Source organism: Pseudomonas sp. B35(2017) (assembly GCF_002113645.1).
Taxonomy (GTDB): Bacteria; Pseudomonadota; Gammaproteobacteria; order Pseudomonadales; family Pseudomonadaceae; genus Aquipseudomonas; species Aquipseudomonas ekonensis.
In genome coordinates this window covers 560,567-587,402 of the sequence record NZ_NEIZ01000002.1, presented here as the reverse complement: position 1 = coordinate 587,402, position 26,836 = coordinate 560,567, and the positions used below count along the sequence as shown (strand labels likewise).

The 26,836-nt window shown below is 64.9% G+C and carries 22 protein-coding genes; 6 read left to right on the top strand and 16 right to left on the bottom strand.

From position 1 onward, the window contains the following. Positions 1-23: 23 nt before the first annotated feature. Together CAG41_RS06290 and pap are read right to left on the bottom strand one after the other, a co-directional pair. A complete protein-coding gene (locus CAG41_RS06290; protein ID WP_085706789.1) occupies positions 24-1,208 on the bottom strand; it encodes a thiolase family protein in 1,185 nt (394 codons plus the stop codon). A gap of 103 nt (positions 1,209-1,311) precedes the next feature. Next, positions 1,312-2,826 carry a polyphosphate:AMP phosphotransferase gene (gene pap / locus CAG41_RS06285; RefSeq protein ID WP_085629743.1) on the bottom strand — a complete coding sequence of 505 codons (1,515 nt, stop codon included), beginning with the start codon at positions 2,824-2,826 and terminating at the stop codon, positions 1,312-1,314. Positions 2,827-2,998: 172 nt separating this feature from the next. Here pap and mnmC point away from each other — a divergent pair, with 172 nt between their 5' ends. After that, on the top strand, positions 2,999-4,978 hold the full coding sequence (gene mnmC / locus CAG41_RS06280; protein ID WP_085578069.1) for a bifunctional tRNA (5-methylaminomethyl-2-thiouridine)(34)-methyltransferase MnmD/FAD-dependent 5-carboxymethylaminomethyl-2-thiouridine(34) oxidoreductase MnmC: 1,980 nt from the start codon (positions 2,999-3,001) through the stop codon (positions 4,976-4,978). A gap of 18 nt (positions 4,979-4,996) precedes the next feature. Here the strand turns inward: mnmC and CAG41_RS06275 are convergent, their stop codons facing one another. Continuing rightward, a complete protein-coding gene (locus tag CAG41_RS06275; protein WP_085706788.1) occupies positions 4,997-9,769 on the bottom strand; it encodes an NEL-type E3 ubiquitin ligase domain-containing protein in 4,773 nt (1,590 codons plus the stop codon). A 295-nt stretch (positions 9,770-10,064) separates the two neighbouring features. On the opposite strand from CAG41_RS06275, the gene CAG41_RS06270 reads away from it, so the two are divergent. The 4 genes from CAG41_RS06270 (at position 10,065) to CAG41_RS06255 (ending at position 15,283) form a co-directional block, all read left to right on the top strand. Then, positions 10,065-11,837: an N-acetylglutaminylglutamine amidotransferase gene (locus CAG41_RS06270; protein ID WP_085656057.1), complete on the top strand. Its 1,773-nt coding sequence runs from the start codon at positions 10,065-10,067 to the stop codon at positions 11,835-11,837. A 3-nt stretch (positions 11,838-11,840) separates the two neighbouring features. Then, the gene (ngg, locus tag CAG41_RS06265) at positions 11,841-13,586 is read left to right on the top strand and encodes an N-acetylglutaminylglutamine synthetase (RefSeq protein ID WP_085629735.1); all 1,746 of its coding nucleotides are present in this window, start codon (positions 11,841-11,843) and stop codon (positions 13,584-13,586) included. A gap of 121 nt (positions 13,587-13,707) precedes the next feature. Continuing rightward, positions 13,708-14,898 carry an osmoprotectant NAGGN system M42 family peptidase gene (locus tag CAG41_RS06260; RefSeq protein ID WP_085629733.1) on the top strand — a complete coding sequence of 397 codons (1,191 nt, stop codon included), beginning with the start codon at positions 13,708-13,710 and terminating at the stop codon, positions 14,896-14,898. 157 nt (positions 14,899-15,055) lie between these two features. Then, complete coding sequence (locus CAG41_RS06255; protein WP_085578074.1) at positions 15,056-15,283, top strand: YheU family protein; 228 nt, start codon at positions 15,056-15,058, stop codon at positions 15,281-15,283. Between the two features lie 3 nt (positions 15,284-15,286). Here the strand turns inward: CAG41_RS06255 and csrA are convergent, their stop codons facing one another. The 3 genes from csrA to CAG41_RS06240 form a co-directional block, all read right to left on the bottom strand. Next, the gene (csrA, locus tag CAG41_RS06250) at positions 15,287-15,472 is read right to left on the bottom strand and encodes a carbon storage regulator CsrA (RefSeq protein WP_085578075.1); all 186 of its coding nucleotides are present in this window, start codon (positions 15,470-15,472) and stop codon (positions 15,287-15,289) included. Between the two features lie 150 nt (positions 15,473-15,622). Continuing rightward, positions 15,623-15,955: a YnfA family protein gene (locus CAG41_RS06245; protein ID WP_085629729.1), complete on the bottom strand. Its 333-nt coding sequence runs from the start codon at positions 15,953-15,955 to the stop codon at positions 15,623-15,625. A gap of 64 nt (positions 15,956-16,019) precedes the next feature. Next, positions 16,020-16,835 carry an SDR family oxidoreductase gene (locus CAG41_RS06240; RefSeq protein ID WP_085629727.1) on the bottom strand — a complete coding sequence of 272 codons (816 nt, stop codon included), beginning with the start codon at positions 16,833-16,835 and terminating at the stop codon, positions 16,020-16,022. 273 nt (positions 16,836-17,108) lie between these two features. Here CAG41_RS06240 and CAG41_RS06235 point away from each other — a divergent pair, with 273 nt between their 5' ends. Next, the gene (locus tag CAG41_RS06235) at positions 17,109-17,261 is read left to right on the top strand and encodes a DUF3309 family protein (RefSeq protein ID WP_003226960.1); all 153 of its coding nucleotides are present in this window, start codon (positions 17,109-17,111) and stop codon (positions 17,259-17,261) included. 73 nt (positions 17,262-17,334) lie between these two features. On the opposite strand, the gene CAG41_RS06230 is transcribed toward CAG41_RS06235, so the two are convergent. From CAG41_RS06230 to CAG41_RS06185, 10 genes are all read right to left on the bottom strand, one after another. Then, the gene (locus CAG41_RS06230; RefSeq protein WP_085578078.1) at positions 17,335-19,434 is read right to left on the bottom strand and encodes an LTA synthase family protein; all 2,100 of its coding nucleotides are present in this window, start codon (positions 19,432-19,434) and stop codon (positions 17,335-17,337) included. A gap of 314 nt (positions 19,435-19,748) precedes the next feature. Then, positions 19,749-20,354 carry an START domain-containing protein gene (locus CAG41_RS06225; protein WP_085578079.1) on the bottom strand — a complete coding sequence of 202 codons (606 nt, stop codon included), beginning with the start codon at positions 20,352-20,354 and terminating at the stop codon, positions 19,749-19,751. Positions 20,355-20,395: 41 nt separating this feature from the next. Next, positions 20,396-20,650: a YkgJ family cysteine cluster protein gene (locus CAG41_RS06220; RefSeq protein WP_085578080.1), complete on the bottom strand. Its 255-nt coding sequence runs from the start codon at positions 20,648-20,650 to the stop codon at positions 20,396-20,398. 166 nt (positions 20,651-20,816) lie between these two features. Continuing rightward, complete coding sequence (locus CAG41_RS06215) at positions 20,817-21,296, bottom strand: translation initiation factor 2 (RefSeq protein ID WP_085578081.1); 480 nt, start codon at positions 21,294-21,296, stop codon at positions 20,817-20,819. 74 nt (positions 21,297-21,370) lie between these two features. Further along, the gene (locus tag CAG41_RS06210; protein ID WP_085578082.1) at positions 21,371-22,810 is read right to left on the bottom strand and encodes a PLP-dependent aminotransferase family protein; all 1,440 of its coding nucleotides are present in this window, start codon (positions 22,808-22,810) and stop codon (positions 21,371-21,373) included. 202 nt (positions 22,811-23,012) lie between these two features. After that, the gene (locus CAG41_RS06205; RefSeq protein ID WP_085578083.1) at positions 23,013-23,825 is read right to left on the bottom strand and encodes an OmpA family protein; all 813 of its coding nucleotides are present in this window, start codon (positions 23,823-23,825) and stop codon (positions 23,013-23,015) included. Next, the gene (locus CAG41_RS06200; protein ID WP_085578084.1) at positions 23,822-24,178 is read right to left on the bottom strand and encodes a DUF4398 domain-containing protein; all 357 of its coding nucleotides are present in this window, start codon (positions 24,176-24,178) and stop codon (positions 23,822-23,824) included. The genes CAG41_RS06205 and CAG41_RS06200 overlap by 4 nt, the downstream gene beginning before the upstream one ends. A gap of 9 nt (positions 24,179-24,187) precedes the next feature. Further along, complete coding sequence (locus CAG41_RS06195) at positions 24,188-25,021, bottom strand: ABC transporter substrate-binding protein (RefSeq protein WP_085629725.1); 834 nt, start codon at positions 25,019-25,021, stop codon at positions 24,188-24,190. Positions 25,022-25,102: 81 nt separating this feature from the next. Next, on the bottom strand, positions 25,103-26,032 hold the full coding sequence (locus CAG41_RS06190; RefSeq protein ID WP_085629723.1) for an electron transfer flavoprotein subunit alpha/FixB family protein: 930 nt from the start codon (positions 26,030-26,032) through the stop codon (positions 25,103-25,105). Next, positions 26,033-26,782: an electron transfer flavoprotein subunit beta/FixA family protein gene (locus CAG41_RS06185; RefSeq protein WP_085578087.1), complete on the bottom strand. Its 750-nt coding sequence runs from the start codon at positions 26,780-26,782 to the stop codon at positions 26,033-26,035. Between the last annotated feature and the right edge of the window lie 54 nt (positions 26,783-26,836).

Genomic DNA, 26,836 nt, shown 5'->3' with positions numbered 1-26,836 from the left:
AGGCGACCTTGCTGTCTCAGGGCTCAACGCACCGCCTCGAACAACCCCGTCGCGCCCATTCCGCCCCCCACGCACATGGTGACGATCCCGTAACGCAGGTTGCGCCGCTGCAGTTCGCGCACCAGATGCCCGACCTGCCGCGATCCTGTCATGCCGAACGGGTGGCCGATGGAGATCGAACCGCCGTTGACGTTGTACCGTTCGTTGTCGATCTCCAGCCGGTCGCGGCTGTACAGGCACTGTGAGGCGAACGCCTCGTTGAGCTCCCACAGATCGATGTCCGCCACTTGCAGGCCCTTGGCCTTGAGCAGTTTCGGCACCGAGAACACCGGGCCGATGCCCATTTCGTCCGGCTCGCAGCCGGCCACGGTGAAACCGCGGAAAAACGCCTTGGGCTTGAGCCCCAGCTGCAGCGCTTTCTCAAGACTCATCACCAGGGTCATCGACGCGCCGTCGGACAATTGCGACGAGTTGCCGGCGGTCACCGAACCGTCTTCGGCGAACACCGGCTTGAGCCCGGCCAGGCTTTCGTAGGTGGTGTCGGGGCGGTTGCAGTCGTCGCGGTCGACGATGGCGTCGAGGATCTGTTCGGCGCCGGTGGTCTTGTCCTCGACCCGGTACTTCACCGCCATCGACACGATTTCGTCGTCGAACAGCCCCGCCGCCTGGGCCTGGGCAGTGCGCAGCTGGCTTTGCAGCGCATAGCGGTCCTGCGCTTCGCGGGTGACGCCATAGCGCCGCGCCACCGTTTCGGCGGTCTGGCCCATGGTGTGGTAGATGCCCGGCACCCGTTGCTTGAGCAGCGGGTTGATCAGGTGGTCGGTGTTGACGCTCTTGAGGGTCAGGCTGATCGACTCGACGCCGCCGGCCACGATGATGTCGCTGCAGCCGGACGCGATCTGGTTGGCCGCGATCGCGATCGCCTGCAGGCCCGACGAGCAGAAGCGGTTGAGGGTCATGCCGGCGGTGCCGGTGCCCAGGTGCGACAGCACCGCCACGTTGCGGCCGATGTTGTAGCCCTGGGCGCCTTCGTTGGAGCCGGCGCCGACGATGCAGTCCTCGACGCTGGCCGGGTCGATGTCGTTGCGGGTGAGCAAGGCATTGACGCAATGGGCCGCCATGTCATCGGGACGGGTCATGTTGAACTTGCCGCGAAAGGATTTGGCCAGGCCGGTCCGGACGCTGTCGACGATCACCACTTCACGCATCGCACACCTCATTGCAGTAGTCGGTTGGGAGTGGCTCCGAGCATAAGTCCACCCCTGGACCTGCCGCGACGATCATTCACCCGGCGTATGCGTGTCCATCGGTTCAGCTCTTGTGCTTTTTCTCCCGGCGGTCGGACTTTTCGAAGGCCTCCTCCAGCGCCCGGTTGATCGTGCGCAGCACCTTGACCCGGGCCCAGCGCTTGTCGTTGGCCTCGACCAGCGTCCACGGCGAGACCTCGGTGCTGGTGCGGTCGACCATGTCGCCCACCGCCGCGCGGTAGGCATCCCACTTGTCGCGGTTGCGCCAGTCGTCCTCGGTGATCTTGAAGCGCTTGAAGGGGATCTCTTCCCGGGCCTGGAAGCGTTCCATCTGGGTGTCCTTGTCGATGGCCAGCCAGAACTTGACCACGATCACCCCGGCGTCGGCGACCTGCTCCTCGAAGTCATTGATCTCGCCGTAGGCCCGCAGCCAGTCGGCCTTGCTGCAGAAGCCTTCGACCCGTTCCACCAGCACCCGGCCGTACCAGGAGCGGTCGAACACGGTGAACTTGCCCCGCGCCGGAATGTGCCGCCAGAAGCGCCACAGGTACGGTTGCGCACGTTCCTCTTCGGTCGGTGCGGCAATCGGCACGATGCTGTACTGACGCGGATCGAGCGCCGCCGCCACCCGGCGGATCGCCCCGCCCTTGCCGGCCGCGTCGTTGCCTTCGAACACCGCCACCAGCGCATGGCGGCGCATGCGCTTGTCGCGCATCAGCCCGGACAGCCTGGCCTGTTCGGTGATCAGTTGCTCTTCGTAGTCTTTCTTGTCCAGGGACTGGGTCAGGTCGAGGCTGTCGAGCAGGTTCATCTGATCGACCGGCGTGCCCAGCGGCGCGGCGTTGACCTCTTGCGCGTGCACGTCCTGACGCTTGAGCGCGTTCTGCAGCCCCTCCAGCAGGATCTTGCCCACCGCCAGGCTGCGGTAATGGGCGTCCATCCCCTCGATCACATGCCAGGGCGCGTAGTCGCGGCTGGTGCGGCGCAGCACACGCTCGCCGTATTTGACGAACTTGTCGTAGGTCTGCGATTGCTGCCAGTCCAGCGGGCTGATCCGCCAACTGTGCAGCGGGTCGTCGGCCAGGGCCTTGAGCCGCGCCTTCATCTGTTTCTTGGACAGGTGGAACCAGAACTTGAAGATCAACGCGCCTTCGTCGCAGAGCATCTTTTCCAGGCGCTCGGCGGCGTTGATCGCCTGATCCAGCCGCGGATCCTTGAACAGCCCGTGCACCCGCCCCTGCAGCATCTGACTGTACCAGTTGCCGAAGAAGATACCCATCCGCCCCTTGGCCGGCAGCATCCGCCAGTAGCGCCAGGCCGGCGGCCGGGCCAGTTCTTCGTCGGTCTGCTGATCGAAGGTGCGCACCTCGATCAGGCGCGGATCCATCCATTCGTTGAGCAACTTGACCGTTTCGCCCTTGCCGGCCCCCTCGATCCCGTTGATCAGGACGATCACCGGAAAACGCCGTTGCTGCTGCAGCTCGAACTGGGCTTCGAGCAGCGCTTCGCGCAGGGCCGGCACCGCGGCTTCGTAAGTGTCTTTGTCGATGGCGTGACCGATTTCAGCGGATTCGAACATGGGGCGGCTCCTTCCAGGGTTCAGCAAGACTAGCGGATCAGGCACCGGCGCGGCACAGAAATTCCGGCGGGCGGCGGATTGTCCGTAAACCTGCGGCCGCAAGCTTTGCCATGGATCAAGCCGCCCCTGCGCAATCGGCTAGAATGGCGGCCTTGCCGTTGCCGAGCCTGCCATGAAACCTGAACTGCCCCACGCCCAGCTCGACTGGGACGACCTGGGACGCCCGCGTTCGCGGGCCTTTGACGATGTGTACTTTTCCGACCAGTCCGGGCTGGAAGAGACCCGCTACGTGTTCCTCGAACAGAACCGCCTGGCCGAGCGCTTCGCCGCTTTGCCGGCAAACGGCAGGTTTGTGATCGGCGAGACAGGCTTCGGCACCGGGCTGAACTTCCTCTGTGCCTGGCAACTGTTCGAACAGTCTGCCCCGGCCGGTGCACGGCTGCATTTCGTCAGCGTCGAAAAGTACCCGCTGAGCCCTGCGGACCTTGAGCGAGCGCTTTCGCTGTGGCCGGAACTGACCACGTTCGCCGATCAATTGCTCAAGCGCTATGTAGCGATCCATCAAGGGTTCCAGCGCATCGTGCTGGACAACGGCCGGGTCACCCTCACCCTGCTGATCGGCGATGCGCTGGAGCAACTGCCGCAGTTGGACGCCCGGATCGACGCCTGGTTTCTCGACGGTTTCGCGCCGGCGAAGAACCCGGACATGTGGACCGCCGAACTGTTCGCCGAACTGGCCCGGCTGGCGGCGCCCGGCGCGACCCTCAGCACCTTCACCAGCACCGGCTGGGTGCGGCGCCTGCTCAATGCGGCGGGCTTCAAGATGAAGCGCACACCGGGCATCGGCCACAAGTGGGAGATCCTGCGCGGCGAATTCCTCGGCTGGCCGGCGCAAGTGCCCGCCCCCGCGCCGGACAAGCCCTGGTTCGCCCGCCCGGCACCGTTGACCGGTGAGCGCCGAGCGCTGGTGATCGGCGCCGGGCTGGCCGGTTGCGCCAGCGCCGCCAGCCTCGCGGCCCGGGGCTGGCAGGTCAGCCTGCTGGAGCGCCACGGTGCGGTGGCGCAGGAAGCCTCGGGCAACCCCCAAGGCGTGCTGTACCTGAAACTGTCGGCCCACGGCACGGCCTTGTCGCAGTTGATCGTCAGCGGCTTCGGCTACACCCGCCGTCTGCTGGAAAGCCTGCAGCGCGGCACCGACTGGGACGGCTGCGGCGTGCTGCAACTGGCGTTCAACGACAAGGAAGCCGAGCGTCACGCGCAACTGGCCGCCGCGTTCCCGCCGGACCTGCTGCAATGGCTCGACCAACCCGAGGCGCAAGACCGTGCCGGGATCGGCCTGGCCCACGGCGGCCTGTTCTACCCTGAGGGCGGCTGGGTTCACCCGCCGGCGCTGTGCCAGGCGCAGGCCGCGCAACCGAACATCGAACTGCTGCGCCATCACGAAGTGCTGGAGCTGCGCAAGGTCGATGGCCAGTGGCAGGCCTTCGACGGTGATCGCTTGATCGCCAGCGCGCCGGTTGTCGTGCTCGCCGGCGCCGCCGATGTCCGACGCTTTGCGCAAAGCGCCGAACTGCCGCTCAAGCGCATTCGCGGCCAGATCACTCGCCTGGCGCAAACGCCACAGAGCCAGGCGCTGAAGACCGTGGTGTGCGCCGAAGGCTATGTCGCCCCTGCCCGCTTGGGCGAACACACGCTGGGCGCCAGCTTCGATTTCAACAGCGACGACCTGACGCCGACCGCCGCAGAACACCTGGGCAACCTGGCGATGCTCGACGAGATCTCCGCCGACCTGACGGCACGCCTGAACATCCCCGGGCAGGACGTGAGCCATCTGCAGGGCCGCGCGGCCTTTCGCTGCACCAGCCCCGACTACTTGCCCATCGTCGGCCCCCTCGCCGACCGCGAAGCCTTCGCCCACGCCTTTGCCGCACTGGCCAGGGATGCCCGGCAAGTGCCGCAAGTGCCCTGCCCATGGCTCGATGGCCTGTACATCAACAGCGGGCACGGTTCGCGTGGCCTGATCACCGCACCGCTGTGCGGCGAGCTGCTGGCGGCATGGCTGGACGACGAGCCGCTGCCCTTGCCCAAAGCCGTTGCCCAAGCCTGCCATCCCAACCGCTTCGCCCTGCGCCGGCTGATCCGCGGCAAATGAGACCGGATCCGCAACCGTTCAGAAATCGGACAAGGCGCATACGCCCAGTTCGATGCGCTTGATGACGTCGTCGGTCAAACGCTTCATCAGGTTCGTTTCGGCGGTTTGCCTTTCAAGCGAAATCGCACTGACCTGTTCGAGGTAGTCAGAATCCGTCAGGGTATCGGCCTTCTCGAACAGGGCTTGCAGCCTGGGTGGGTAGATTGCTTCCGTCGAGCTGAACTGACGGGGATGATGCTGCCTCATGAGGTCGCACCAGAACGGCTGCTGCGCCAGATACGTCGGAAACCGTGTCGACAGCTCGGCATTCTTGACCTTGAGCAACGCGCCCTTGAGGTCATCATCGGTGACGCCGCTCAAGAACTCGAAACGCATGTGCCTGGGCTGGCCGGGCAGATCCAGGGCCTCGGCCAGGCCCGTGCGATAAGCCAGGCCAACCTCCAGCGCATCGACCCTCGGATGGCTGTCGATGTGGGCTTGGACGATCTGATCCACCTGCTCCAGACGAAACAGCCTCTGTCCCAGCCTCAGCAGGTCCGCGGCGCTCGCCTCGGCATTCGTCTGACGGTGGAGGATCTGATGCACCTCCACGGCCACTTCCAGATGACTGAAGTTCAGCGCGGCCGAGTCCGTGCAGCGGATCGGGTTGGCCGCCAGGTCCAGAACCTGTTCGCAAAGCACCGCATCGCCCTCGGCAGCCTGCAGCACACGCCAGACCCGGCGCGCCATGTCCTGATGAACGAATTCGGAGTCAGCGGTGTTCCCCAACTCCGAGAGCAGATGAAACAGACCGCCGGCCCGTGAATCTTCCTTGAAGGCCGTCCAGACCCTGTTTCGTTGCTCGAACATCTGCCCGGCCCGGTCCGTGAACCACAGTTCCTTGGCCTGTCGCTCGCTGAGACGGGTGATGTCGTCTTCGAAGAACCCCATCCCTACCCCGACACGGTCCCGGTATGCCAACAACAAACCGCGGCTGGGATCCTGCAGCGGATTGTGCCGCAGGTTGACCGTCTCGCTCATGCGCCTCGGCGCCTGGAACAACCAGTTCGGCAGTTGCCGGATATCGTTGTCGCGCAGATCGACCCGGTCGAGGTTCGGCAAACGGGACACGCCTTTGGGCAGCTCGGTCGCCCGGGTGTTTCGCAGGGACAGGAAGCGCAGATCGAACATCTTGCCGACATCCGGGGTCGCCCCCAGCGCGTTGCCGCTCAGGTTCAGCGAGTGCAACGAGCGCAGCCCGGACAGTTTCGCCAGTGTCTGCTCGGTCAGTTGCACGCGATTGTCCGAAAGGCTCAGGCGCGTGAGCGCAGGCATGTGCGAAATCACCTCCGGCAGCCGGGTCAGCTGGTTGCCGTCCAGGTCAAGGGACTCGGCGTTCTGGAAAGCCTTGAGAAAATAGACCCCGTCATCCGTCAGTTGCATGTTCTTCAAGGACACGTGCCTCACATGATCGAACGAAGCATTCGCGGGCAGGTGCGGCAGTTTTCCGATGCGCATGTCGTCGAGCCTGAGGCTGCAATGCCCGTCGGCCATCCTGGTCTTGCGCCGCCAGGCCTCAATGATCAGTCGAGCCGCCTGTCGCCGGCTCTGGCGGGCCTCACGCAGTTCGCCGCCCATGGCTTGCAGCGCCTCACCGTCCTCGCTCCAGCGTTCAAGGCGGGTGGTCAGGTCCTTCAGCGCCTGTTCCAATTGCCTGACCGCCCGGGCGCGGGTCAGGCGATCCGGGCCCAGTCCGTCGAGAAGCGCGTTGGCCTGCGCATCGGAAAACAACGGATAGAGCCGCTTGACCTTGCGTCGCAGGGCATCGGCGTGTTTCGGCGAACCGACGGGACTGTCGCCCTGCACGCACGCCACCCCCTTGCGCACCGGCAACGGCAGATCGTTGATCAGTGCCCGTTCGGCATCGAATCGGCCGTCCAGTGCGGTCTCCAACAGCCGAGCACGCAGGCGTGCGGCATCACCCGGCCGTTGTTCGGCAAACCCTGTGGTGGAGCGCCACGACGCCGGCATGCCTTTCAGTACAGCGGCATACAGGCTTTCTGGCCCTGGCAGCAGCCGGCCCAGGGACCGGTTCCCCTTGAACACCTCAAACCCGGCCGACGATTTGACGATCGTGCAGGTCTCGGCAAGCGCGGCAACCGGATGGCCGATGCCTTCCAGCAACGGGCCGGGGAACGTCCGTTCGCGCAGTTCCAGCCGCCAGTCCGCCTGCCAGCCGTCCAGATGCGCCAACAACCGAATGCCCAGCCTCTGCGTATCGTCATCGGCCAGTTCGGGCAGGTGGAATCCCGCCAGCGCCCTGTCCATCCGCACCGCGTCGCGGATCTGGCGCATCCTTTGCGCCAATCCCATCGGCAGCCGTCCGGTAGCCTGCAAGTGCTGGCGCTCGACGCTGGGGGCCAGATCGATGAGCTGCCGGGCACAGCGCTCAGGCAGGCCAGGAAACGCTTCACAGGCCTTTTTCACATCGCTAGCCCCGCCTGAGTCGTAGAGCCGGTAAAGCTGCTCGAACAGCGGCCGCCGCCCGGCCTTGAGCTCGGCGCCCAGTCGCTTCGCCAGTTGCGTGTCCTGCCCTGCGCCGATGGCGGGGGCGCCGATCAGCGTTTGCGCCTCTTCGGGGTAGAGTCCCCCGACAACCGTCTGCAGCAATTGCCCGGCGGCCAATTGAGTCTGGGTCACGTGGACGCAAAGGTCAGGGTCGCTCACCGCAGTGGGCGGGTATGTCGCCATGACGTTCGCCTCGTCATCCAGCACTTCGATGTAGCGCCCATGGGGCCAACCCTTGAGCATGGGCAACGCTTGCAACTGCTCCTGGGCATGCAGCGGGGCACCCGCATTGCCTTGCTCCATGTCGGCGATGAAACGGCGCAACTTGCCGTCGAGCTCGAAGCGCTTGGCCATGTCCTGCAGACGCAGCGGCAGGGGCGTACTGTCCTGCGCCAACCGATGCAGTTCATCGAGCGGTGTATCGGTCAGCCTGCAGATCATCCCCAACTGCCTGTCATCGATACCGGACAGACGCGGGTTCATGCGCTTGAGCACATAGGCAGAATCACGCCATCGCTCGACCTGCTCACCGGGACGCAGCCAGCCCCCTTCGCCATTGGGCAGGGGCTCAGGCGCAAAGGCCGTCTTGCGCGTCGGATGCAGGATCCGCCAGGTCTTCGAATCGGGATCGAGCGTCACGGCATAGTGCTTGTCCTCGATCTGCAGGAACGTCCGGTCGCGGGCCTGATACAACCCTGAATAATCGACCTGCGTCGGCGCCTCCGTTGCCGCAGGCTGCTCATACCCCTGCAACGACTGCATCCACAATCGCGATCTGCCCGCCCGATCGAACACCGCAGCGAAACGCCCGAAGAATTCCGGGTGCCGTGCAAGCGAGCGACTCACCACGCCCCCCAACGATTTGGCCACGCCTGCCGTCGCGGCCATGAGGGCAACGTTTTCCGCCACCCCGAGCATGTGCGCCAGGGCATCGTGGCGGTCGCCGCTGCCCCAGTCTTCGATGCCCTCGTAGACTTCCGCCAACAGTTGGCCGACCGCCACGCCCATCATCAGCTCGCCCACCACCGGCAAGAAAAACCCTGCCAGCCCGGCGATGGTCACGCCGGTGTCCAAATAGCCGAGCCAGCGTTCACGCGATGCCTCGGCGTCCACGTCGGCGGTGGGCACCGCAAGTACCCGCGCATCGATCTGAAGCTTGCCGACGTGGCTGTGCAGCATGAAATCGAACAACGACCGTGCAATCGGCCGGGCCTGGAGCGTCCCCAACTGCCGTGTGCGGGCGAAGGTCTGGAAAAAGTCCGCCTTGCTGTCTTCATCCAGATAGCGGGCGAAAGGCGCCGCATAGCTGCGCAGACCCAGCTTCAGCGTCAGGTATAGCTTGAACGTGCTGAAGGCGGGGTATTCGAACAGCGGACGGTAGGGTTCGCCGGGCATGTAGACAAGACACCACTCATCCGGATGTTCCTCCACCGGGCGTCGCGAAAACACCACCACACCCCAGAAGCAGATGTCCTGCCCCCCGAGGCCCTGCATAAGCAAGGGACGCCCCGCGTAATGCAGTGCCTTCGCGTCGCCGGCACCCTCGGCATCGATCAGCCGCTGCAGCATCTGATGCCCCTCCTGGGTGATGTCCCCTTTCATAGAGGCCAGATGCATGTCGAACGCCAGCAAGCGCTTTTTCAAGCGGACGATGTCCGGGCCCAGGGCGCTCGTCACCTCCGTTCGCCCGGCCCGCTCCTGCAGGCCGAACATCTGCGCGAAGTGCTCCTGATAGCGCTGCCCCAGATTCAGGTCGCGGCACAGGCCGGCAAAGGCCGACGGCGTCAATCCGGCAACGCCTTGCGGGTGGTTCTTGAGCTGGATCTCGCTGCCCTTGGGCAAGCCGTCGGAGCCCGCCTCTTCCACGGTGAAGTTCTGCATGGCCGCGTCCAGCAAGGTGCGCGTGCCCGGGTGGTCGCCCTTGAGCACCAGGCCATCGTGCTCGACCTCGAACGTCACCGGCCAGCGCAGGCGCAACGCGTGGCTCAAGGCGGAGGCGCAAAAGGCCTCCAACGGCCGCAGGTGGCTCAGTCCGACTTCGACCTTTACCTGACTGGCCCGAAGCTCCGAGGCAGCCTGCATCAATGCGGTGATCCTTGCAGCGGAGGCCTTGAGCAGCCATGAAGGGATTCGTTCCTGCAGCACCTCGGCGGTGTCCAGGTCCCCGGTGGCGTCCAGCAGGATGGCGAGCACCTGTTCGTTCGTGAGCGTGACAGGTGTCAGGGGAGTATCCGGGCTCGGCATCGGCAATCGTCCTTAATTGCGGGGTTCAGGCCTTTAACTTATCGATCCCGCCGAGCGATTGATAACGCGAAATCCTGCGCGTTTGCCGTTGCGGATCAGCAAGAATTCCCATGTTTTGCATAACCCTGTACCGCACAGAATCGTGGCGAAGCTGTTATGGGTTCTGGCCGACGACGACGCTTTATAACCGATCGTTCTAAAACTACCGGTTCCTGCGCAGGTCAGTTTTTCAGTACCGGCCATTCCGGCGCGGTGCGTCTTGACCTCCCCAACGGAAAAAACCGGTAAGGAACTTATGTGCGGATTAGCTGGCGAGTTACGTTTTGACCAACGCCCTGCAGACCTTGCAGCCCTCGAACGAATCACCCATCACTTGGCCCCCCGCGGCCCCGACGCCTGGGGCTTCCACGCCCAGGGGCCGGTCGCCCTTGGCCATCGACGCCTGAAAGTCATGGATCTGTCGGACGGCTCGGCGCAGCCGATGATCGACAGCAGGCTGGGCCTGGCCCTGGCCTTCAACGGCGCCATCTACAACTTCCCGGAACTGCGCGCCGAGCTCGAAGGCCTCGGCCATGTCTTCCATTCCGGCGGCGATACCGAAGTGCTGCTTCGGGGCTATCACGCCTGGGGCGAAGCGCTGCTGCCCAAACTCAACGGCATGTTTGCCCTGGCCATCTGGGAACGTGACGCCCAGCGGCTGTTCATCGCCCGCGACCGGCTGGGCGTGAAGCCCCTGTACCTGTCGCGCACCGGCGAGCGCCTGCGCATTGCCTCAAGCCTGCCGGCGCTGCTCAAGGGCGGCGACATCAGTCCGGTCCTGGATCCGGTGGCCCTCAACCATTACCTGAACTTTCATGCCGTCGTCCCGGCGCCGCGCACCTTGCTGGCCGGCATCGAGAAACTGCCCCCGGCCACCTGGATGCGCATCGGCGCGGACGGGCGCACCGAACGCAAGACCTGGTGGACGCTGCCCTACGGCCCGCACGAAGACGAGAAAGGCCTGACGCTTGAGGACTGGCGCGACCGCGTGCTCGACAGCACCCGCGAGGCGGTCGCCATCCGCCAGCGTGCGGCGGTGGATGTCGGCGTGCTGCTGTCCGGCGGCGTCGATTCGAGCCTGCTGGTCGGGCTCCTGCGTGAAGCCGGCGTGGACGACCTGTCGACCTTCTCCATCGGCTTCCAGGACGCCGGCGGCGAACGTGGCGACGAGTTCCAGTATTCGGACCTGATCGCCAGGCATTACGGCACCCGCCACCATCAACTGCGCATCGACGAAAAAGAGATCATCGAACAGTTGCCCGCCGCGTTCCGCGCCATGAGCGAGCCGATGGTCAGCCACGACTGCATCGCCTTCTACTTGCTCTCCCGCGAGGTGGCCAAGCACTGCAAGGTGGTGCAGAGCGGCCAGGGCGCCGACGAACTGTTCGCCGGTTATCACTGGTATCCCCAGGTGGACGGCGCGGCCGATCCGTATGCGGCCTACCGGCAGGCGTTCTTCGACTGCACCCACGACGGCTACAAGGCCACCGTGCAGCCGAAATGGCTGACGGCCGATGACGCGGCCGGCGACTTCGTGAAGGAACATTTCGCGCAGCCCGGCGCCGACGCGGCGGTGGACAAGGCCTTGCGCCTGGACAGCACGGTGATGCTGGTGGACGACCCGGTCAAACGGGTCGACAACATGACCATGGCCTGGGGCCTGGAGGCGCGGACACCGTTCCTGGACTATCGCCTGGTCGAACTGTCGGCGCGGATCCCCGCCCGCTTCAAGCTGCCCGACGGCGGCAAGCAAGTGCTCAAGGAAGCGGCGCGGCAGGTGATTCCTGCGCAAGTGATCGACCGCAAGAAGGGCTACTTCCCGGTGCCCGGCCTCAAGCACTTGCAGGGCGACACCCTCGACTGGGTCCGCGAACTGCTGCTCGACCCAAGCCAGGACCGCGGCCTGTTCGACCCGGTGATGCTCGACCGCCTGCTGACCGACCCGCAAAGCCACATCACCCCGCTGCGCGGCTCGCGCCTGTGGCAACTGGCGGCCCTGAACCTGTGGCTCAGCGAACAAGGAATCTGACCGATGAAACCTCATGCCACGGCCTTTGGCCAGCGCCTGCTGCGCGGTCAGTCGCCCTCCTACGAACGCTTGCAGGCGCGCCTGGCCGAAGACGGCAGCGCGCCGGCCGGCGCCCCGATCGCGGTGCATTGCGGCTGGGGCCGCCTGCTGATCGGCCATACGTTCCCGGATCCTTCGAGCCTGGCCGCAGAACTGCTCAAGGAGCAGCCGGGCGAACGTGACATCGCCCTCTACGTCGCCGCGCCGCAGCAGGTGCTCGGCCTCGAACCCGCGCAGCTGTTTCTCGATCCCTCCGACACCCTGCGCCTGTGGTTCAGCGACTACCGCCCGGCGACCCGGGTGTTTCGCGGCTTCCGCATCCGCCGCGCCCAAAGCGACACGGACTGGCAAGCCATCAACCGGCTGTATCACGCCCGCGGCATGCTGCCGGTGGATCCCGCCCGGCTCACCCCGCACCACCGGGGCGGGCCTGTGTACTGGCTGGCCGAGGACGAGGACAGCGGCGCGGTGATCGGCAGCGTCATGGGCCTCAATCACCGCAAGGCGTACCACGATCCGGAAAACGGCAGCAGCCTGTGGTGCCTGGCGGTGGATCCGCAGTGCCCGCGCCCGGGGGTCGGCGAAGTACTCGTGCGCCACCTGATCGAACACTTCATGAGCCGCGGCCTGAACCACCTCGACCTGTCGGTGCTGCACGACAACCGGCAGGCGAAGACCCTCTACGCCAAACTGGGCATGCGCAGCCTCCCGACCTTCGCCGTCAAGCGCAAGAACGGCATCAATCAGTCGCTGTTCCTGGGGCCGGGGCCCGAAGCTCCGTTCAATCCCTATGCGCGGATCATCGTCGAAGAGGCGCACCGGCGCGGCATCGATGTGCAGGTGGACGACACCGAAGCCGGGCTGTTCACCCTCAGCCACGGCGGACGCCGGGTGCGTTGCCGCGAATCCCTGAGCGACCTGACCAGCGCCGTCAGCATGACCCTGTGCCAGGACAAGAGCCTGACGCACAAAGTGCTGAAGGGCGCCGGGCTGAACGTGCCGACGCAGCGCCTGGCGGGCAACGCGGATGACAATCTGGCGTTCCTCGACGAGCACCTGCGCGTCGTGGTCAAGCCGCTGGACGGCGAACAGGGCCAGGGCGTGGCGGTGGATCTGCAGAGCATCGAAGAGGTGCAGCAAGCCGTCGAAGCGGCGAAGGCGTTCGACAGCCGGGTGCTGCTGGAGAGTTTCCACGAAGGGCTCGACCTGCGGATCCTGGTCATCGGCTTCGAGGTCGTGGCGGCGGCGATCCGGCGACCGGCGCATGTGGTGGGCGACGGCCTCCACCCGCTCGACGCCTTGATCGACGCCCAGAGCCGGCGCCGGCAGGCGGCCACCGACGGTGAAAGCAAGATCCCCATGGATGAGGAGACCCGGCGCACCCTGCACATGGCCGGCTACGACTGGGACAGCGTCCTGCCGGCGGGCGAGCACCTGTCCGTGCGGCGCACCGCCAACCTGCACACCGGCGGCACCCTGGAAGACGTCACGGCCATCCTGCACCCGACGCTGGCCGATGCGGCCGTGCGCGCCGCACGGGCGCTGGACATTCCGGTGGTCGGCCTCGACCTGATGGTGACCGCCGCCGACCGGCCGGAGCATGTGTTCATCGAAGCCAACGAACGGGCCGGCCTGGCCAACCACGAGCCGCAGCCGACGGCGGAGCGGTTTGTGGATCTGTTGTTTCCCCACAGCCGGCCGGCGGTCTGACCCGGATGCGTTGAATGGGCCACCGCTTTCGCGAGCAGGCTCGCTCCCACAGGCGTGCAGCGAGCTGCCCGCGGAGGTGCCCTGACGATCAGCGCATGCCTCTCACCCAACAGGAGATTCCATGTCCCCTCAACTTCCCGAACCGGACCTGAACTACCTGCAGAAAGTCCTGCTGGAAATGCTCGCCATCCCCAGCCCCACCGGGTTCACCGACACCATCGTGCGCTATGTCGCCGAACGCCTGGAGGAACTCGGCATCCCTTTCGAGATGACGCGCCGCGGCACGATCCGCGCCACGCTCAAGGGCAAGAAGAACAGCCCCGACCGGGCGGTGTCGGCGCACCTGGACACCATCGGCGCCGCCGTGCGCGCGATCAAGGACAACGGCCGCCTGACGCTCGCGCCGGTCGGCTGCTGGTCGAGCCGCTTCGCCGAAGGCAGCCGCGTCAGCCTGTTCACCGACAGCGGTGTGATCCGCGGCAGCGTCCTGCCGCTGATGGCTTCCGGGCATGCGTTCAACACGGCGGTGGATGAACTGCCGGTCAGCTGGGATCACGTCGAGCTGCGCCTGGACGCCTACTGCGCGACACGGGCCGACTGCGACTCGCTGGGCATCGGCATCGGCGATGTGGTGGCCTTCGACCCGTTGCCGGAGTTCACCGAAAGCGGCCACATCAGCGCCCGCCACCTCGACGACAAGGCCGGCGTGGCCGCCCTGCTGGCGGCGCTCAAGGCCATCGTCGACAGCGGCCGGGAACCGCTGATCGATTGCCACCCGCTGTTCACCATCACCGAGGAGACCGGCAGCGGCGCGGCGGCGGCCCTGCCGTGGGACGTCAGCGAGTTCGTCGGCATCGACATCGCGCCGGTCGCGCCCGGCCAGCACTCCAGCGAACACGCGGTCAGCGTCGCGATGCAGGACTCCGGCGGGCCGTACGACTATCACCTGTCGCGGCACCTGCTGCGCCTGGCCGACGAACATGAACTGCCGGTGCGCCGCGACCTGTTCCGCTACTACTTCAGCGACGCCCATTCGGCGGTGACCGCCGGCCACGACATCCGCACCGCCCTGCTCGCCTTCGGCTGCGACGCGACCCACGGCTACGAACGCACCCACCTCGACAGCCTGGCGGCGCTCAGTCGCCTGCTGGGGGCGTACATGCTCAGCGCGCCGGTGTTCGCCAGCGACGCGCAGCCGGCCGATGCGTCCCTGGAGCGCTTCAGCCACCAGATCGAACATGACACGCAGATGGAGAGCGACACGCGGGTGCCGTCGGTGGACAGCCTGGTGGGTCAGCGGTCCGACAGTTAGGTCGGCGGTGTCTGGGCCGGCGCCTTCGCCGGCAAGCCGGCTCCCACAGAGATCGGGCTTGCCGGCGAAGGGGGCGAACAGGCCACTGGTTCCTCCCGCGCTGGCCGCCGACCGCCAATCGCCGTAGCATCACGGCATTGATCGAGCCGAGGCCCCCATGCTGATTCCCCACGACATGCTTGAAGTCGACACCCTCACCCGTCTGATCGAGGACTTCGTCACCCGCGACGGCACCGACAACGGCGACGACACCCCGCTGGAGACCCGCGTGCTGCGGGTTCGCCAGGCCCTGACCAAAGGCCAGGCGCTGATCGTGTTCGACCCGGAAAGCGAGCAATGCCAACTGATGCTCAAACACGACGTGCCCAAGCACCTGTTCGACTGACCCTCAGCGCCCCTTGCCTGCGGCCTGCTTGCGCTGGATGCGCTCGTAGACCTCGGCGCGGTGCACCTCGACCTGCTGCGGCGCCTCGACGCCGAACCGGACACTGGAGCCGTTGACCGACAGCACGCGCAGGGAAATGTTGTGGCCGATGGAAATCTGTTCTCCGACGACACGGCTGAGTACAAGCATGGGGTTGATCCTTCAAGGTAAACGGGCCTTGAAGATGCGCGGCTTGCCCGCGCCCCACAATGCATGCCGGACAAATCAGTCATGCCCTACACGCGGTGGGTACATCGCCCTTCGGACGTTTCCCGCAAAGCGGCGATGGCCTACACCGTTTCAGGCAGCGGAAAAGCGCGGGCCGAACAGGATCACCGTGGCGCCGATCACGCACAGCGCGACGCCGATCCAGTCCGAACCCAAGGGCCGGATGCGCTCGACCACCGCCAGCCAGCCGATCGACGCGACGATGTAGATGCCGCCGTACGCGGCGTAGGCGCGGCCGGCGTAGGTCGCCTCGATGCGCGTCAGCAGCAGCGCGAACAGGGTGAGGCTCAGCAGCGCCGGGATCACCCACAAGGCGCTCTTGCCCTGGCGCAGCCACATCCAGAAGGCGAAGCAGCCGGCGATTTCGAACAGCGCGGCCAGAAGGAACCACAGGTAATTGAGCATGCAAGACGTCTCGTCAGGGTGACAGTTGCGGCCACCCTAGCGATGAGGCCCTGCGGGAGCAAGTTCAGCTGTTGCCCTGCCGGGCCTTGGCGCGCATTTTGTCGGCCATGGCGGTCATTTCGTCGTACAGCAATTGCGGATTCTTCTGCTTGAGCGCCCAGGCCATGCGCCCTTGCTCGTGGGGCAGGATCATGAACTCGCCGGCGGCGACCCGGTTGAAGATGTAGTCGGCGATATCGGCGGCGGTGATCGGCGAACTCTCCAGCAACTTGCCGACCTGGGCCTTCATGGCCGGCGTCGGGCCACGGAACGAGTCCAGCAGGTTGGTCTGGAAGAATGATGGGCACACCACGTGGACACCGACCTCCTGCTGGGCCAGTTCCACCAGCAGGCTCTCCGACAGCGCCACCACGCCGGCCTTGGCCACGTTGTAGTTGCTCATGGCCGGGCCCTGCATCAGCGCCGCCATGGAGGCGATGTTGATGATCTTGCCCTTGCTCTGCTCCAGCAGCGGCAGGAACGCCTTGCAGCCCTTGACCACGCCCATCAGGTTGATCGCGATCTGCCAGTCCCAGTCTTCCAGCGACAGCTCGCTGAAGAAGCCGCCCGACGCCACCCCGGCGTTGTTGACGATGATGTCGATGCCGCCGAACTTCACCTCGCAGGCCTGGGCGAAGGCGGTGAGCTGGCTGTAGTCGCGCACGTCGCAACGCTGGACGAAGCCGTCGCCGCCGGCCTCGCGCACGAGTTTGAGGGTTTCCTGCAGGCCCGCCTCGCTGACGTCCGACAAGGCCAGCCGCCACCCCTCACGCGCCCAGCGCAACGCGATTTCGCGACCCAGGCCGGAGCCTGCACCAGTGATCATCATGCGATTTTGCATAGCAGACAGCCTTGTTGTTCTTTGGAAGATGCGCGGAGTGTAGCGAAGGAACCGCGGCCACCCACGCTCCATCAGAGTGCTGAATGGCGAGGGCAAACCGCCACGCGATGCGTGGCTCGGGCCTGGGCGGAACGCGTTGCGGACAGCGCCAAAAAACATTGAATTTTCTGTCGGGCGCGCCGGTCGGAACTGGTAAGACGCCTGGATCCGCATGGTTTCCAGCCGGCCTTGGACTGCAAGACTTTCCGAAACCTTCTCGACAAGGAAACAGACATGGGCACAATCCTCATCATTATCCTGATCCTGTTGCTGATCGGTGGTCTGCCGGTCTTTCCGCACTCCAGAAGTTGGGGCTACGGCCCTTCCGGCATCATCGGCGTCGTGCTGGTCGTGCTGCTGGTGCTGTTGTTGCTCGGCCGGATATAGCGTTTTTCGCAGGCAAAAAAAGAGGCCCTTCAAGGGCCTCTTTTCATGGGGCGGAACCTGGCGTGCCTGACAGTCAGTCCGGCTTGCCGTTGACCACACCGGCGGTGTTGTCGATCAGGCTCTTGGTGGCCGTCTGCAGGAACGCTTCGAGCTTGTGCTTGAGCTCGGCGGTGCGCGGCGCATCGGGAATGACCTCGGCGTGAGGATTGGCGCCCAGCTCGTAGGCGTAGATCTTCGGCGCCATGTCCTTGTCCTTCGGCAGCACCAGGATCTGGTCGGCGGTCACGATGGCGGTGGTCTGCTCGCTGCCGGACGGCTTGATCACGCCGAAACCGGTGTCGCCCTGCGGCAGGTTGAGCAGGTCGCGGCCCCAGCACTGATGGCGCACTTCGCCGCCCAGGCGGCCCATGATGGTCGGCACGATGTCGATCTGGGTGCCCACGGTGTGGTCACGCTGGCCGAACTTCTCCTGGATGCCCGGCGCGATCATCAGCATCGGCACGTTGAAGCGGCCCAGGTCCATTTCGGTGATCTGGCGTTCGTTGCCGAAGCCGTGGTCACCGACGATGACGAACAGGGTCTCCTTGAAGTACGGCTCCTTGCGGGCCTTCTCGAAGAACTGGCCCAGCGCCCAGTCCGCGTAACGCATGGCGGTCAGGTGCTCGTTCAGGGTGCCGCGGTCGGTCACGCGCTCCACCGGCAACGGCGTCGGCAGCGCATACGGGGTGTGGTTGGACAGGGTCTGCAGCAAGGCATAGAACGGTTTCTTGTCCTTGCCGTCGCGGGCCTTCAGTTCTTCCAGGCCACGGTCGAACATGTCCTGGTCGGACACGCCCCACGTCGGGTCGGAGAACACCGGATTGACGAAGTCGTTGCGGCCGACGAAGTTGGTCATGCCCTGGTTGCTGAAGAAGCCCGACTGGTTGTCCCAGGCGAAATCGCCGTTGTAGACATAGACATCGTCAAAGGCGCGGGCACTGAGCAGTTGCGGCAGGCCGGACAGCTTGTGGCTGCCTTCCGGCGTCTGCATCAGGTATTCGAAGCCCGGCAGGTTCGGGAAGCACGCCATGGTGGCGAACATGCCCTGGTGGGTGTGGGTGCCGTTGGAGAAGAACCGGTCGAACAGCAAGCCTTCCTTCGACAGCTTGTCCAGGTACGGCGTGATGTTGCCCGGGCCGCCCAGCGCGCCCACCGAATGGCCGGCCATGCTTTCCATCAGGATCACGACGACGTTCTTGATCGGCAGGGTCTTGTCGGCCGGTGGCGTGTACTCGCGACGCACGGCGGCGATGTCGGCATCGACCAGCTTGTCGTCCGGCATCAGCAGCATCTCGCGCACCACCTTCTGCGCCTCAGGCTGCGGCAGCGTGGCCTTCCAGATGTTGTTGCGGTCTTCGCCCATCCGGTCCTTGGCCGCCGCGATCAGCGACAGCGTGCCGTTGAGGCCCAATTGGTTGGCGAAGTTCGACTCGGTGGTGTACACGTCGCCCCAACGCAGCGGCGGGCCTTGACGCAGGGTGCCGCGGGCGGCGACCACGCAGACCACCAGGCAGACCACGAACACCGCAAGGCGCGCATACCACGGCGCCACCTGACGGGTGCCGACGTTACCGCCGCTGAACGGCCCGCGCGGGCGGGTGGCGCGGTCGGCGCCCTTGAACGCCAGGGTCAGGATCAGCGTGCCCACGGCCCAGGCCAGCAGGTAGCGCACCACCGGGAAACCGTACCAGAGCATGCTCATGACGGTTTTCGGGTCTTCCTTCACGTACTGGAACACCAGGCCGTTGAGGCGCTGGTGGAACTCGCGGTAGAAGTCCATCTCCATCAGGCCGAGGAACAGCGCGATGCTGGAGACCACGGTCAGCCACAGGCGGAAGAACCCGCGGGCGGCCATCGCCCGGACGCTGAACAGCGCCAGCAGCAGCGGAATGCACAGGTAGACCACCAGGCGCAGGTCGAAACGCAGGCCGTTGGCGAAGGCTTCGAGGAAGGTGGAAGCCGGGGTGTCGAGGATCATCTCGCGGTTGTAGACCAGCAGCGCGAGGCGCAGCACGGACAACATCACCATCATGACCAGCGCGCACAGCAGCGTGTAGGCCAGATGCGATTTGACGGTCGGTTGCAGCAGGCGACTGGAAGATCGCTGCCGGTTCAGGGCGTCCGGGTTTGCCATGTCGTTTTAGGACCCATTGGAAGTTGAAATTGCAAGAAACAGCTGCGCCCTGCCCTCTGTTGGCCATTCCCAGGCCCCGGGGCTCGCGCGGTGCGCAAATGTTGCACGATAGACGGCGGCATTGCCATTGATTACTGCCCCGGCGCCGGACACTTTCATGTCGGGCCGGCAGGGTGCAAGGATGCGGGCGAATTGTCGGGAAGCAATTGTGAAAATTTCGTTCAACGCATATCCGGAAACACAAAATAAGTACAAAACCACCACAAAACAAAACGCCCCGAGGGATCAGGGCGTTTTCTCCATTGCGCCGGCGCTTACTTCTCGGCGCGGGCCTTGAGGGCCTTGAGCGTGTTGAACGGCGCATCCACCACGAACTTGTTGGCGACCATCGCCGGCACGCTGCCGCCCGGCTCGGTGTGCACCTGGTAGGTCACTTCGACCTGGTCGCCCTTGGGCACGAACTTCCAGAAACCCTTGACCTGGGCAACCCGCACATAGCCTTTCTCTTCCGGAACGTACTTCGGCACGCCTTCCAGGTTGCGGGTCAGGCTGCCGTCGGCGCCTTCGACGGTGGTGATGTGCAGCACCGAGTCACGGGGGGTGACCGGCCATGGCGTGTTGAAGCGGGTGTAGGTCCAGCTCTGGTCGCCTTCGTGCTTGAGCAGCTTCTGGGACTCGCACTCGTGGATCCATTTGCAGGCGCCGGCAACGTCTTCCTGGAGGGCGCGCAGCTTGGCGACGGTGGTCTTCATCAGCGTCACGCCCTGATAGGACTTGTAGTCCGAACCGGGCACTTCGCTCAGGGACACCTTGATCCCGTCCTCGTTCTTGGCGACTTTCCAGTCTTCGGCCTGGGCGGCCGAGGTGGCCAGCACGGCGGTCAGACCGCACAACACAGCGATACGGTGCAGCGAACCCATAGTCTTGTTCCTTATTGTTGAAGTTCCGTTCGTTTGACGCATCACGCCGCCGTCATCTGCTCCCACCAGCCGATCAGCCTGACCGCCTCTTCGCGGCTGTCGCCGCAGACTTCAGGATCGGCCTTGAACCCCGAACAGACCGCCGGACGCTCCGGACGGCCGAAAATGCTGCACAGGTTTTCGACCGAGAGCTGCACGCAGCGTTCCCCAGCGGGCTTGCCGTCTGGCATGCCGGGAATCGGTGAACTGATGGATGGGGCAATGCAGCAGGCGCCACAACCTTCACGGCAGTTCATGGCAACAGATTCCTCGCGGCGGGCAATGCATGAAAAGGACAGGGAACAGAGTAACGGCTAAAACGCCTGTTTTAAATTCCCTGAAACGGAGTTTTTGTGCGTAAACGGAAATGACCGACCAGTCTCCGACAAAGTGTCTGGCCGGCGGGTCACCGATGAGCGGGTTTCACTGCTTGAATTCGAAATCCAGCGCGGCCCCTTCGACATCCCGCCGCTCCTCGTTGCGCAGCTGCAACTGCATTTCGTTGCTCAGCAGACGGCCGTTGAGCTGGAAACCGCTGTTCTTCTCGCCGAACATCTGCGGCAGGATCGCCTCATGCTTGGGCAGCGGCACGGCGCCGGCCGGCTTCAGTTGCTGCACCATCTCCTTGGGCAGGCTCAGGTCGAGCCTGGCGGGCGGCAACGGCGTCTTGGCCACTTCACTGGCCGACTTCGACTTGGAAGCGACCGGCGCACGCTTCTTGACCGGCGCGGCCTTCTTTTGCAGCGCCTTCTTTGCCGGCGTCGCCTTGGCGGCAGCGGCCGGCTTTTTCGCGGCGGCGGCAGCGGGTGCCTTGTCCTGGGCAGCAGCCGCCAGGACGCCAGGCACCTGTGCGAACGCAAACAGGCAAAGCAAAACCCGGACGGCAGGAAGAATCGCTTTCATGAATCCAACGGGGCTAACGGCAGAGGGCCATATGCTCGCCTGTCGCAGAGCCTGTGACAAGCTCTGCCATCGACTCAGAAGCCGCCGGCAGTCTCTTGGCAGAGTTGGGTCGCCAGCAGGCCGAGGGTCATCAGCGTCCGCTCCGCCTCGCGGTTCCAGGAAATGCCGCAGTTGAGCCGGATGCAGTGGTTGAACTGCTCGGTGTTGCTGAAGATCAGGCCCGGCGCAATGCTGATGCCCTGTTGCAGGGCCCGCACGTGCAGCTCCTGGGTGTTGACCCGTCCCGGCAGGCTCACCCACAGAATGAAGCCGCCGGTGGGCCGGGTCATCTGGGTGCCTTCAGGGAAATACTGCTGGACCGCCAACTGGAAGGCGCTGAGGTTTTTCCGGTATTCCTGACGGATGTACCGTAAATGCCGGTCATAGCCGCCGTTCTCCAGGTACGCGGCGATCGCCATTTGCGTGACGCTGCACGCCGAATGGGTGCTGAAGGTCTGCAGCCGCTGGATCTCCTGCTGATACTTGCCGGCGATCATCCAGCCGATGCGCACGCCGGGCGACAAGGTCTTGGAAAAGCTCGAACAGTAGATCACCCGGTCGAGCCGGTCGTAGGCCTTGAGCGCCTTGGTGCGGCCCTGCTCGAACATCAGCTCGCCATAGATGTCGTCTTCGACGATCTGGATGTCGAAATCCGAAGCCAGGCGCAGCAGCTGTTTCTGCCGCTCTTCGGGCATGGTGCCGCCCAAGGGGTTGCTCAGGCGCGTGGTCAGCACCAGGGCTTTGATCGACCATTGGTTGGCCGCCAGCTGCAGGGCCTCCAGGCTCATGCCGGTGGCCGGGTCGCTGGGGATCTCGATGACTTTCAGGCCCAGCAAGTCGGCCAGCTGCAGCAGGCCATAGTAGGTCGGGGATTCGGCGGCGATCAGGTCGCCGGGCCGGGTCAGCACCCGCAGCGACATCTGCAGGGCATCGACGCAGCCGTGGGTGATCACCACTTCGGATGGGTCGACCACCACGCCCGCGTCGCGCATGCGGATCGCCACTTGCCGGCGCAGCGGTTCGAAACCGGGGCTGAACATATAGCTGAACGCCCGCGGGCTGTGGAACCGCGTGACCTTGGCCAACTGCTGGTGCAGCGCCCGCACCGGCAGGTAATCGACGCTGGGCACCGCAGCGCCCAACGGGAACACGCCTTCGCGGCGGGACTCGACCAACACTTGCTGAATGATGCTGCTGCGGGTGACCAGGCCCGGCCGTTCGACCCGCGCGATGTCCGGCGTCGGCGCCGTCAGGGCGGGTGTCTGGTGCACGTAGTAGCCGGACTGCGGCCGCGCCCGGATCAGCCCCTGATCCTCAAGGTTGGCGTAGGCCTGCAGCACCGTGGCATGGCTGACGTTGAGCTGCGAACTCATCTTGCGCACCGACGGCACGCGTTCCCCCGGCTGATACACGCCGCGACGGATGTCTTCAGCCAGTTGTTGAGCAATACGCTGGTAGAGCAAGAGATTGGTCATGACGCAGCACTCGATTTCACGGGGCGTTTTATTCTTGTTCGAAACAATACCGGAACAGTTTAGAAGTGTACTGGGACAGTTGCCACATTACTCGACCGTACAGTGCAGTGTCAGCCGTCGGCCTGAATATTTGAGCGCTATTCGACAGACGTAAAAAAGCCCGGCGCTGCCTGACAGCCCGGGCTTTCCAGTGACGCCGGCCTCAGCGGGCGGCGCCGAGCTGGCCTTTTTCGTCGGAGAACACGATTTCCACCCGACGGTTCTGCGCACGCCCGCGCTCGGAAGCGTTGGCGTCTACCGGGTACTCGTCACCGTAGCCTTCGACCTGAATGCGCTTGTCGTCGATGCCCAGATCCATCAGCACATCGGCCACCGACTGGGCGCGGTCGCGGGACAGCTTGAGGTTTTCCTGCTTGCCGCCGGTGCTGTCGGTGTAGCCCTCGATGCGCACCACCCGCTTGGGGTTGAGCTGCAGGAACTGCACCAGCTTGAGCACCACGCGGTTCGCCGAGTTGTTGAGCTCCGCTTCGCCGGTGTCGAAGAGCACGTCGCCGAGGGTCATCACCAGGCCGCGGTCGGTCTGGGTGGTGGCCAGGGCAACGATCTGCTCTTCCAGCCATTTGCCTTGCTGCTGCACGCTCGACAACTTGGATTCGCGCAGGGCCAGTTGCAGGCGCTGGCGCTCAAGCTCCAGTTTCGCGGCGTGCTCTTCGTTGAGCACCTGATTGGTGTGTTCGCGGGCGATCGCGCTGTAGCGCTGGCTCAGATAGGCGTAATGCTGCACGTCGCCGCCGCTGCCCCAGTACGTGGAGAGACGGTCGGCACGGGCCAGGGATTCGCCGGCGCGGATCACGTCCTTCGGCGCGATGCGCAGCACGTTGGAGTCTTCCTTGACCTTCTGGAAGTCGGCACCCGCCTGCTGCAGCGCCGATTCGCTCTGCTGGCCGGCGCAGCCGTAGAGACCGACGCAGCCGGCCACGACCAGGCCACCAAGGAGTCTGGACGTAAGGCTCATTGGGCATCCCCCAGTTGCTTGCGCAGACGGGCGATGCGGGTGTTGAGCGCATTCACCTGCTCTTCGCTCTTGTGGGTCAGCACCTTGGCCTCCGCCAGCCGCGCGTCCAATTCGGCCTGCTCGGCCCGCATCCGCGCGTTCTTGTAGGACTCACCGGCCATGCTGCCCTTGGCGCGGTTGTACTTGTCTTCGGCCAGTTTCATTTCCGGCACATCGTCGGCACTGGCGCCCACGGCCTTGGCCTGTTCCAAGGCCTGCCCGGTCAGGCGCATCTGCTCATTGGGCGCAGGATCGTTGGCGCAGCCGGCCAACGCCAGAACGGCCACCGCTGCGAAAAGAAGTCGATTGCTCACTAAGAATCCCTACTGTTTTGGGGCACTGACAGGTTGCTGCGGCTGTTGCTGCTGCGCCTTCCAGCGCTCGATGTTGCGCTGCAGCGCGGCTTCCGTCAGTCCGGACGCGGGCAATTCTGTCATCTTTTTGGCCAACTGTCCGCGCAACCACGGATCGTTGCAGGCCGAGTTGTGCGAAACCGCCAGGTACAGCCCCGGCCGGTCGACAGGCTGCTCGAAGGCCAGCAAGTCATCGGCCATCCCCAGCGCCTGCGCGGCCGCCATGCCCGAGTAGCGTCCGGCGAGTACATATTCCACTTCGCCCAGCAGCAATTTCTGCAAGGCCTGGGCGAGGTTTGCCGTACGGGTGAGGGTCAAATGCTGCTCGGCATAGAGGCTGAATGCCTGGGTCAAACGAGACTTTTCCGACAGAGCGCCCGAATGTCCGTTAAGGTCCTTCGCTTCGCCGTAGACCAACGCCGAGCCCTTCTTCGTCCATACCAGGTAATCGTTCTCCAGCAGCGGCGGGTGAATGTAGTCCAGATGCTCCAGCTCGTTGAAGGCCAGCGGCGCGTCGGCCAGCATGTCCATGCGCCCGCTGCGCACTTCGTCCAGCGCCTGGGAACGTTTGCCGGCGTACAGCAGCTCGACCTTGATGCCCAGCTCCTTGGCCGCCTGCTGAAGCAGGTCGGCACTGGCGCCGATCAGTTGCTTGGGGTTCTGCGGGTCCTGCCACAGGTACGGCGGCGCATCCGGACTGCCGGTGACCACCAGGCGCTCGCACTTGCCCGCGGCCATCGACAGGCCCGGCAACGACAAAAGACCCAGCAGCGACATAAGGCCCAACCGGCGACGCAGATCCATGGCGAAACGCTCCCACTCAAATCCGGAACAAAAAAAAAGCCCGACCAACAGGCCGGGCTCTTTATAAGTGAAGCCGCCGGATTAGACCAGCTTCTCCAGCTCAGGCACCGCTTCGAACAGATCCGCCACCAGGCCGTAGTCGGCCACCTGGAAGATCGGCGCTTCTTCGTCCTTGTTGATCGCGACGATCACCTTGGAGTCTTTCATGCCGGCCAAGTGCTGGATCGCGCCGGAGATGCCGACGGCGATGTACAGCTGCGGCGCGACGATCTTGCCGGTCTGGCCGACCTGCATGTCGTTCGGCACGAAGCCTGCGTCGACGGCAGCGCGGGAAGCGCCGACGGCGGCGCCCAGCTTGTCGGCCAGGGCGTACAGGTGCTTGAAGTTGTCGCCGTTCTGCATGCCGCGGCCGCCGGAAACGACGATCTTGGCAGCGGTCAGTTCCGGACGGTCGGACTTGGCCAGCTCTTCGCTGACGAAGCTGGAGATGGCCGGGTTGTGGGCAGCGGCAACCGATTCAACGGCAGCCGAACCACCTTCGGCGGCAACCGGATCGAAACCGGTGGCGCGCACGGTGATCACCTTGATCGCGGCGGTCGACTGCACGGTGGCGATGGCGTTGCCGGCGTAGATCGGACGCTTGAAGGTGTCGGCGCTCTCAACCGAGATGATCTCGGAGATCTGGTCGACGTCCAGCTGGGCGGCGACGCGCGGCAGGATGTTCTTGCCGTTGGAGGTGGCGGCGGCCAGGATGTGGCTGTAGCCCTTGCCCAGTTCGGCCACCAGCGGCGCGACGTTTTCCGGCAGTTGGTGGGCGTAGGCGGCGTTGTCGGCGTTCAGGACCTTGCTCACGCCAGCGATCTTCGCGGCGGCCTCAGCCACGGCGCCAGCGCCCTGGCCTGCGACCAGGACGTGGATGTCGCCGCCGATCTTGGCAGCGGCAGCAACGGTGTTCAGCGTGGCCGGGGCCAGCACTTTGTTGTCGTGTTCAGCAATAACCAAGATAGTCATTTAGATTACCTTCGCTTCGTTTTTCAGTTTCTCGACCAGTTCAGCCACCGACTTGACCTTGATGCCCGCGCTGCGTGCAGCCGGCGCTTCGACCTTCAGGGTCTTGTTGGTGGAGGCGGTGGAAACGCCCAAGGCGTCCGGAGTCAGAGTCTCCAGAGGCTTCTTCTTGGCTTTCATGATGTTCGGCAGGGACGCGTAGCGCGGCTCGTTCAAACGCAGGTCGGTGGTGACGATGGCCGGCAGCTTCAGGGAAACGGTCTGCGCGCCGCCGTCGATTTCGCGGGTCACGGCAACGCTGTCGCCGGAGACTTCGACTTTCGAGGCGAACGTGCCCTGGCCGTAGCCGCTCAGCGCGGCGAGCATCTGGCCGGTCTGGTTGTTGTCGCTGTCGATGGCCTGTTTGCCCAGGATCACCAGCTGAGGCTGTTCCTTGTCGACCACCGCCTTGAGCAGCTTGGCCACGGCCAGGGAGGTCAGGTCTTCAGCGGATTCGACGAGGATGGCGCGGTCGGCACCCAGGGCCAGTGCGGTACGCAGTTGCTCCTGAGCGGTGGACGGGCCGATGGAGACGACGACGATTTCGCTCGCCACGCCCTTCTCTTTCAGGCGCACGGCTTCTTCCACTGCGATTTCGCAGAACGGGTTCATCGACATCTTGACGTTGGCGAGGTCTACGCCGGAATTGTCCGCCTTCACGCGAACCTTGACGTTGTAATCCACAACGCGTTTGACAGCTACAAGAACCTTCATGGATTCCTCGTTACTCTCCGGTGAAAAGGAAATCGCCTAGGCGAACCTGGCGGT

Excerpts from the sequence above, each read along its gene's own strand:
- CAG41_RS06290 (WP_085706789.1), bottom strand. The coding sequence starts at position 1,208 with ATGCGTGAAGTGGTGATCGTCGACAGCGTCCGGACCGGCCTGGCCAAA.
- pap (WP_085629743.1), bottom strand. The coding sequence starts at position 2,826 with ATGTTCGAATCCGCTGAAATCGGTCACGCCATCGACAAAGACACTTAC.
- mnmC (WP_085578069.1), top strand. The coding sequence starts at position 2,999 with ATGAAACCTGAACTGCCCCACGCCCAGCTCGACTGGGACGACCTGGGA.
- CAG41_RS06275 (WP_085706788.1), bottom strand. The coding sequence starts at position 9,769 with ATGCCGAGCCCGGATACTCCCCTGACACCTGTCACGCTCACGAACGAA.
- CAG41_RS06270 (WP_085656057.1), top strand. The coding sequence starts at position 10,065 with ATGTGCGGATTAGCTGGCGAGTTACGTTTTGACCAACGCCCTGCAGAC.
- ngg (WP_085629735.1), top strand. The coding sequence starts at position 11,841 with ATGAAACCTCATGCCACGGCCTTTGGCCAGCGCCTGCTGCGCGGTCAG.
- CAG41_RS06260 (WP_085629733.1), top strand. The coding sequence starts at position 13,708 with ATGTCCCCTCAACTTCCCGAACCGGACCTGAACTACCTGCAGAAAGTC.
- CAG41_RS06255 (WP_085578074.1), top strand. The coding sequence starts at position 15,056 with ATGCTGATTCCCCACGACATGCTTGAAGTCGACACCCTCACCCGTCTG.
- csrA (WP_085578075.1), bottom strand. The coding sequence starts at position 15,472 with ATGCTTGTACTCAGCCGTGTCGTCGGAGAACAGATTTCCATCGGCCAC.
- CAG41_RS06245 (WP_085629729.1), bottom strand. The coding sequence starts at position 15,955 with ATGCTCAATTACCTGTGGTTCCTTCTGGCCGCGCTGTTCGAAATCGCC.
- CAG41_RS06240 (WP_085629727.1), bottom strand. The coding sequence starts at position 16,835 with ATGCAAAATCGCATGATGATCACTGGTGCAGGCTCCGGCCTGGGTCGC.
- CAG41_RS06235 (WP_003226960.1), top strand. The coding sequence starts at position 17,109 with ATGGGCACAATCCTCATCATTATCCTGATCCTGTTGCTGATCGGTGGT.
- CAG41_RS06230 (WP_085578078.1), bottom strand. The coding sequence starts at position 19,434 with ATGGCAAACCCGGACGCCCTGAACCGGCAGCGATCTTCCAGTCGCCTG.
- CAG41_RS06225 (WP_085578079.1), bottom strand. The coding sequence starts at position 20,354 with ATGGGTTCGCTGCACCGTATCGCTGTGTTGTGCGGTCTGACCGCCGTG.
- CAG41_RS06220 (WP_085578080.1), bottom strand. The coding sequence starts at position 20,650 with ATGAACTGCCGTGAAGGTTGTGGCGCCTGCTGCATTGCCCCATCCATC.
- CAG41_RS06215 (WP_085578081.1), bottom strand. The coding sequence starts at position 21,296 with ATGAAAGCGATTCTTCCTGCCGTCCGGGTTTTGCTTTGCCTGTTTGCG.
- CAG41_RS06210 (WP_085578082.1), bottom strand. The coding sequence starts at position 22,810 with ATGACCAATCTCTTGCTCTACCAGCGTATTGCTCAACAACTGGCTGAA.
- CAG41_RS06205 (WP_085578083.1), bottom strand. The coding sequence starts at position 23,825 with ATGAGCCTTACGTCCAGACTCCTTGGTGGCCTGGTCGTGGCCGGCTGC.
- CAG41_RS06195 (WP_085629725.1), bottom strand. The coding sequence starts at position 25,021 with ATGGATCTGCGTCGCCGGTTGGGCCTTATGTCGCTGCTGGGTCTTTTG.
- CAG41_RS06190 (WP_085629723.1), bottom strand. The coding sequence starts at position 26,032 with ATGACTATCTTGGTTATTGCTGAACACGACAACAAAGTGCTGGCCCCG.
- CAG41_RS06185 (WP_085578087.1), bottom strand. The coding sequence starts at position 26,782 with ATGAAGGTTCTTGTAGCTGTCAAACGCGTTGTGGATTACAACGTCAAG.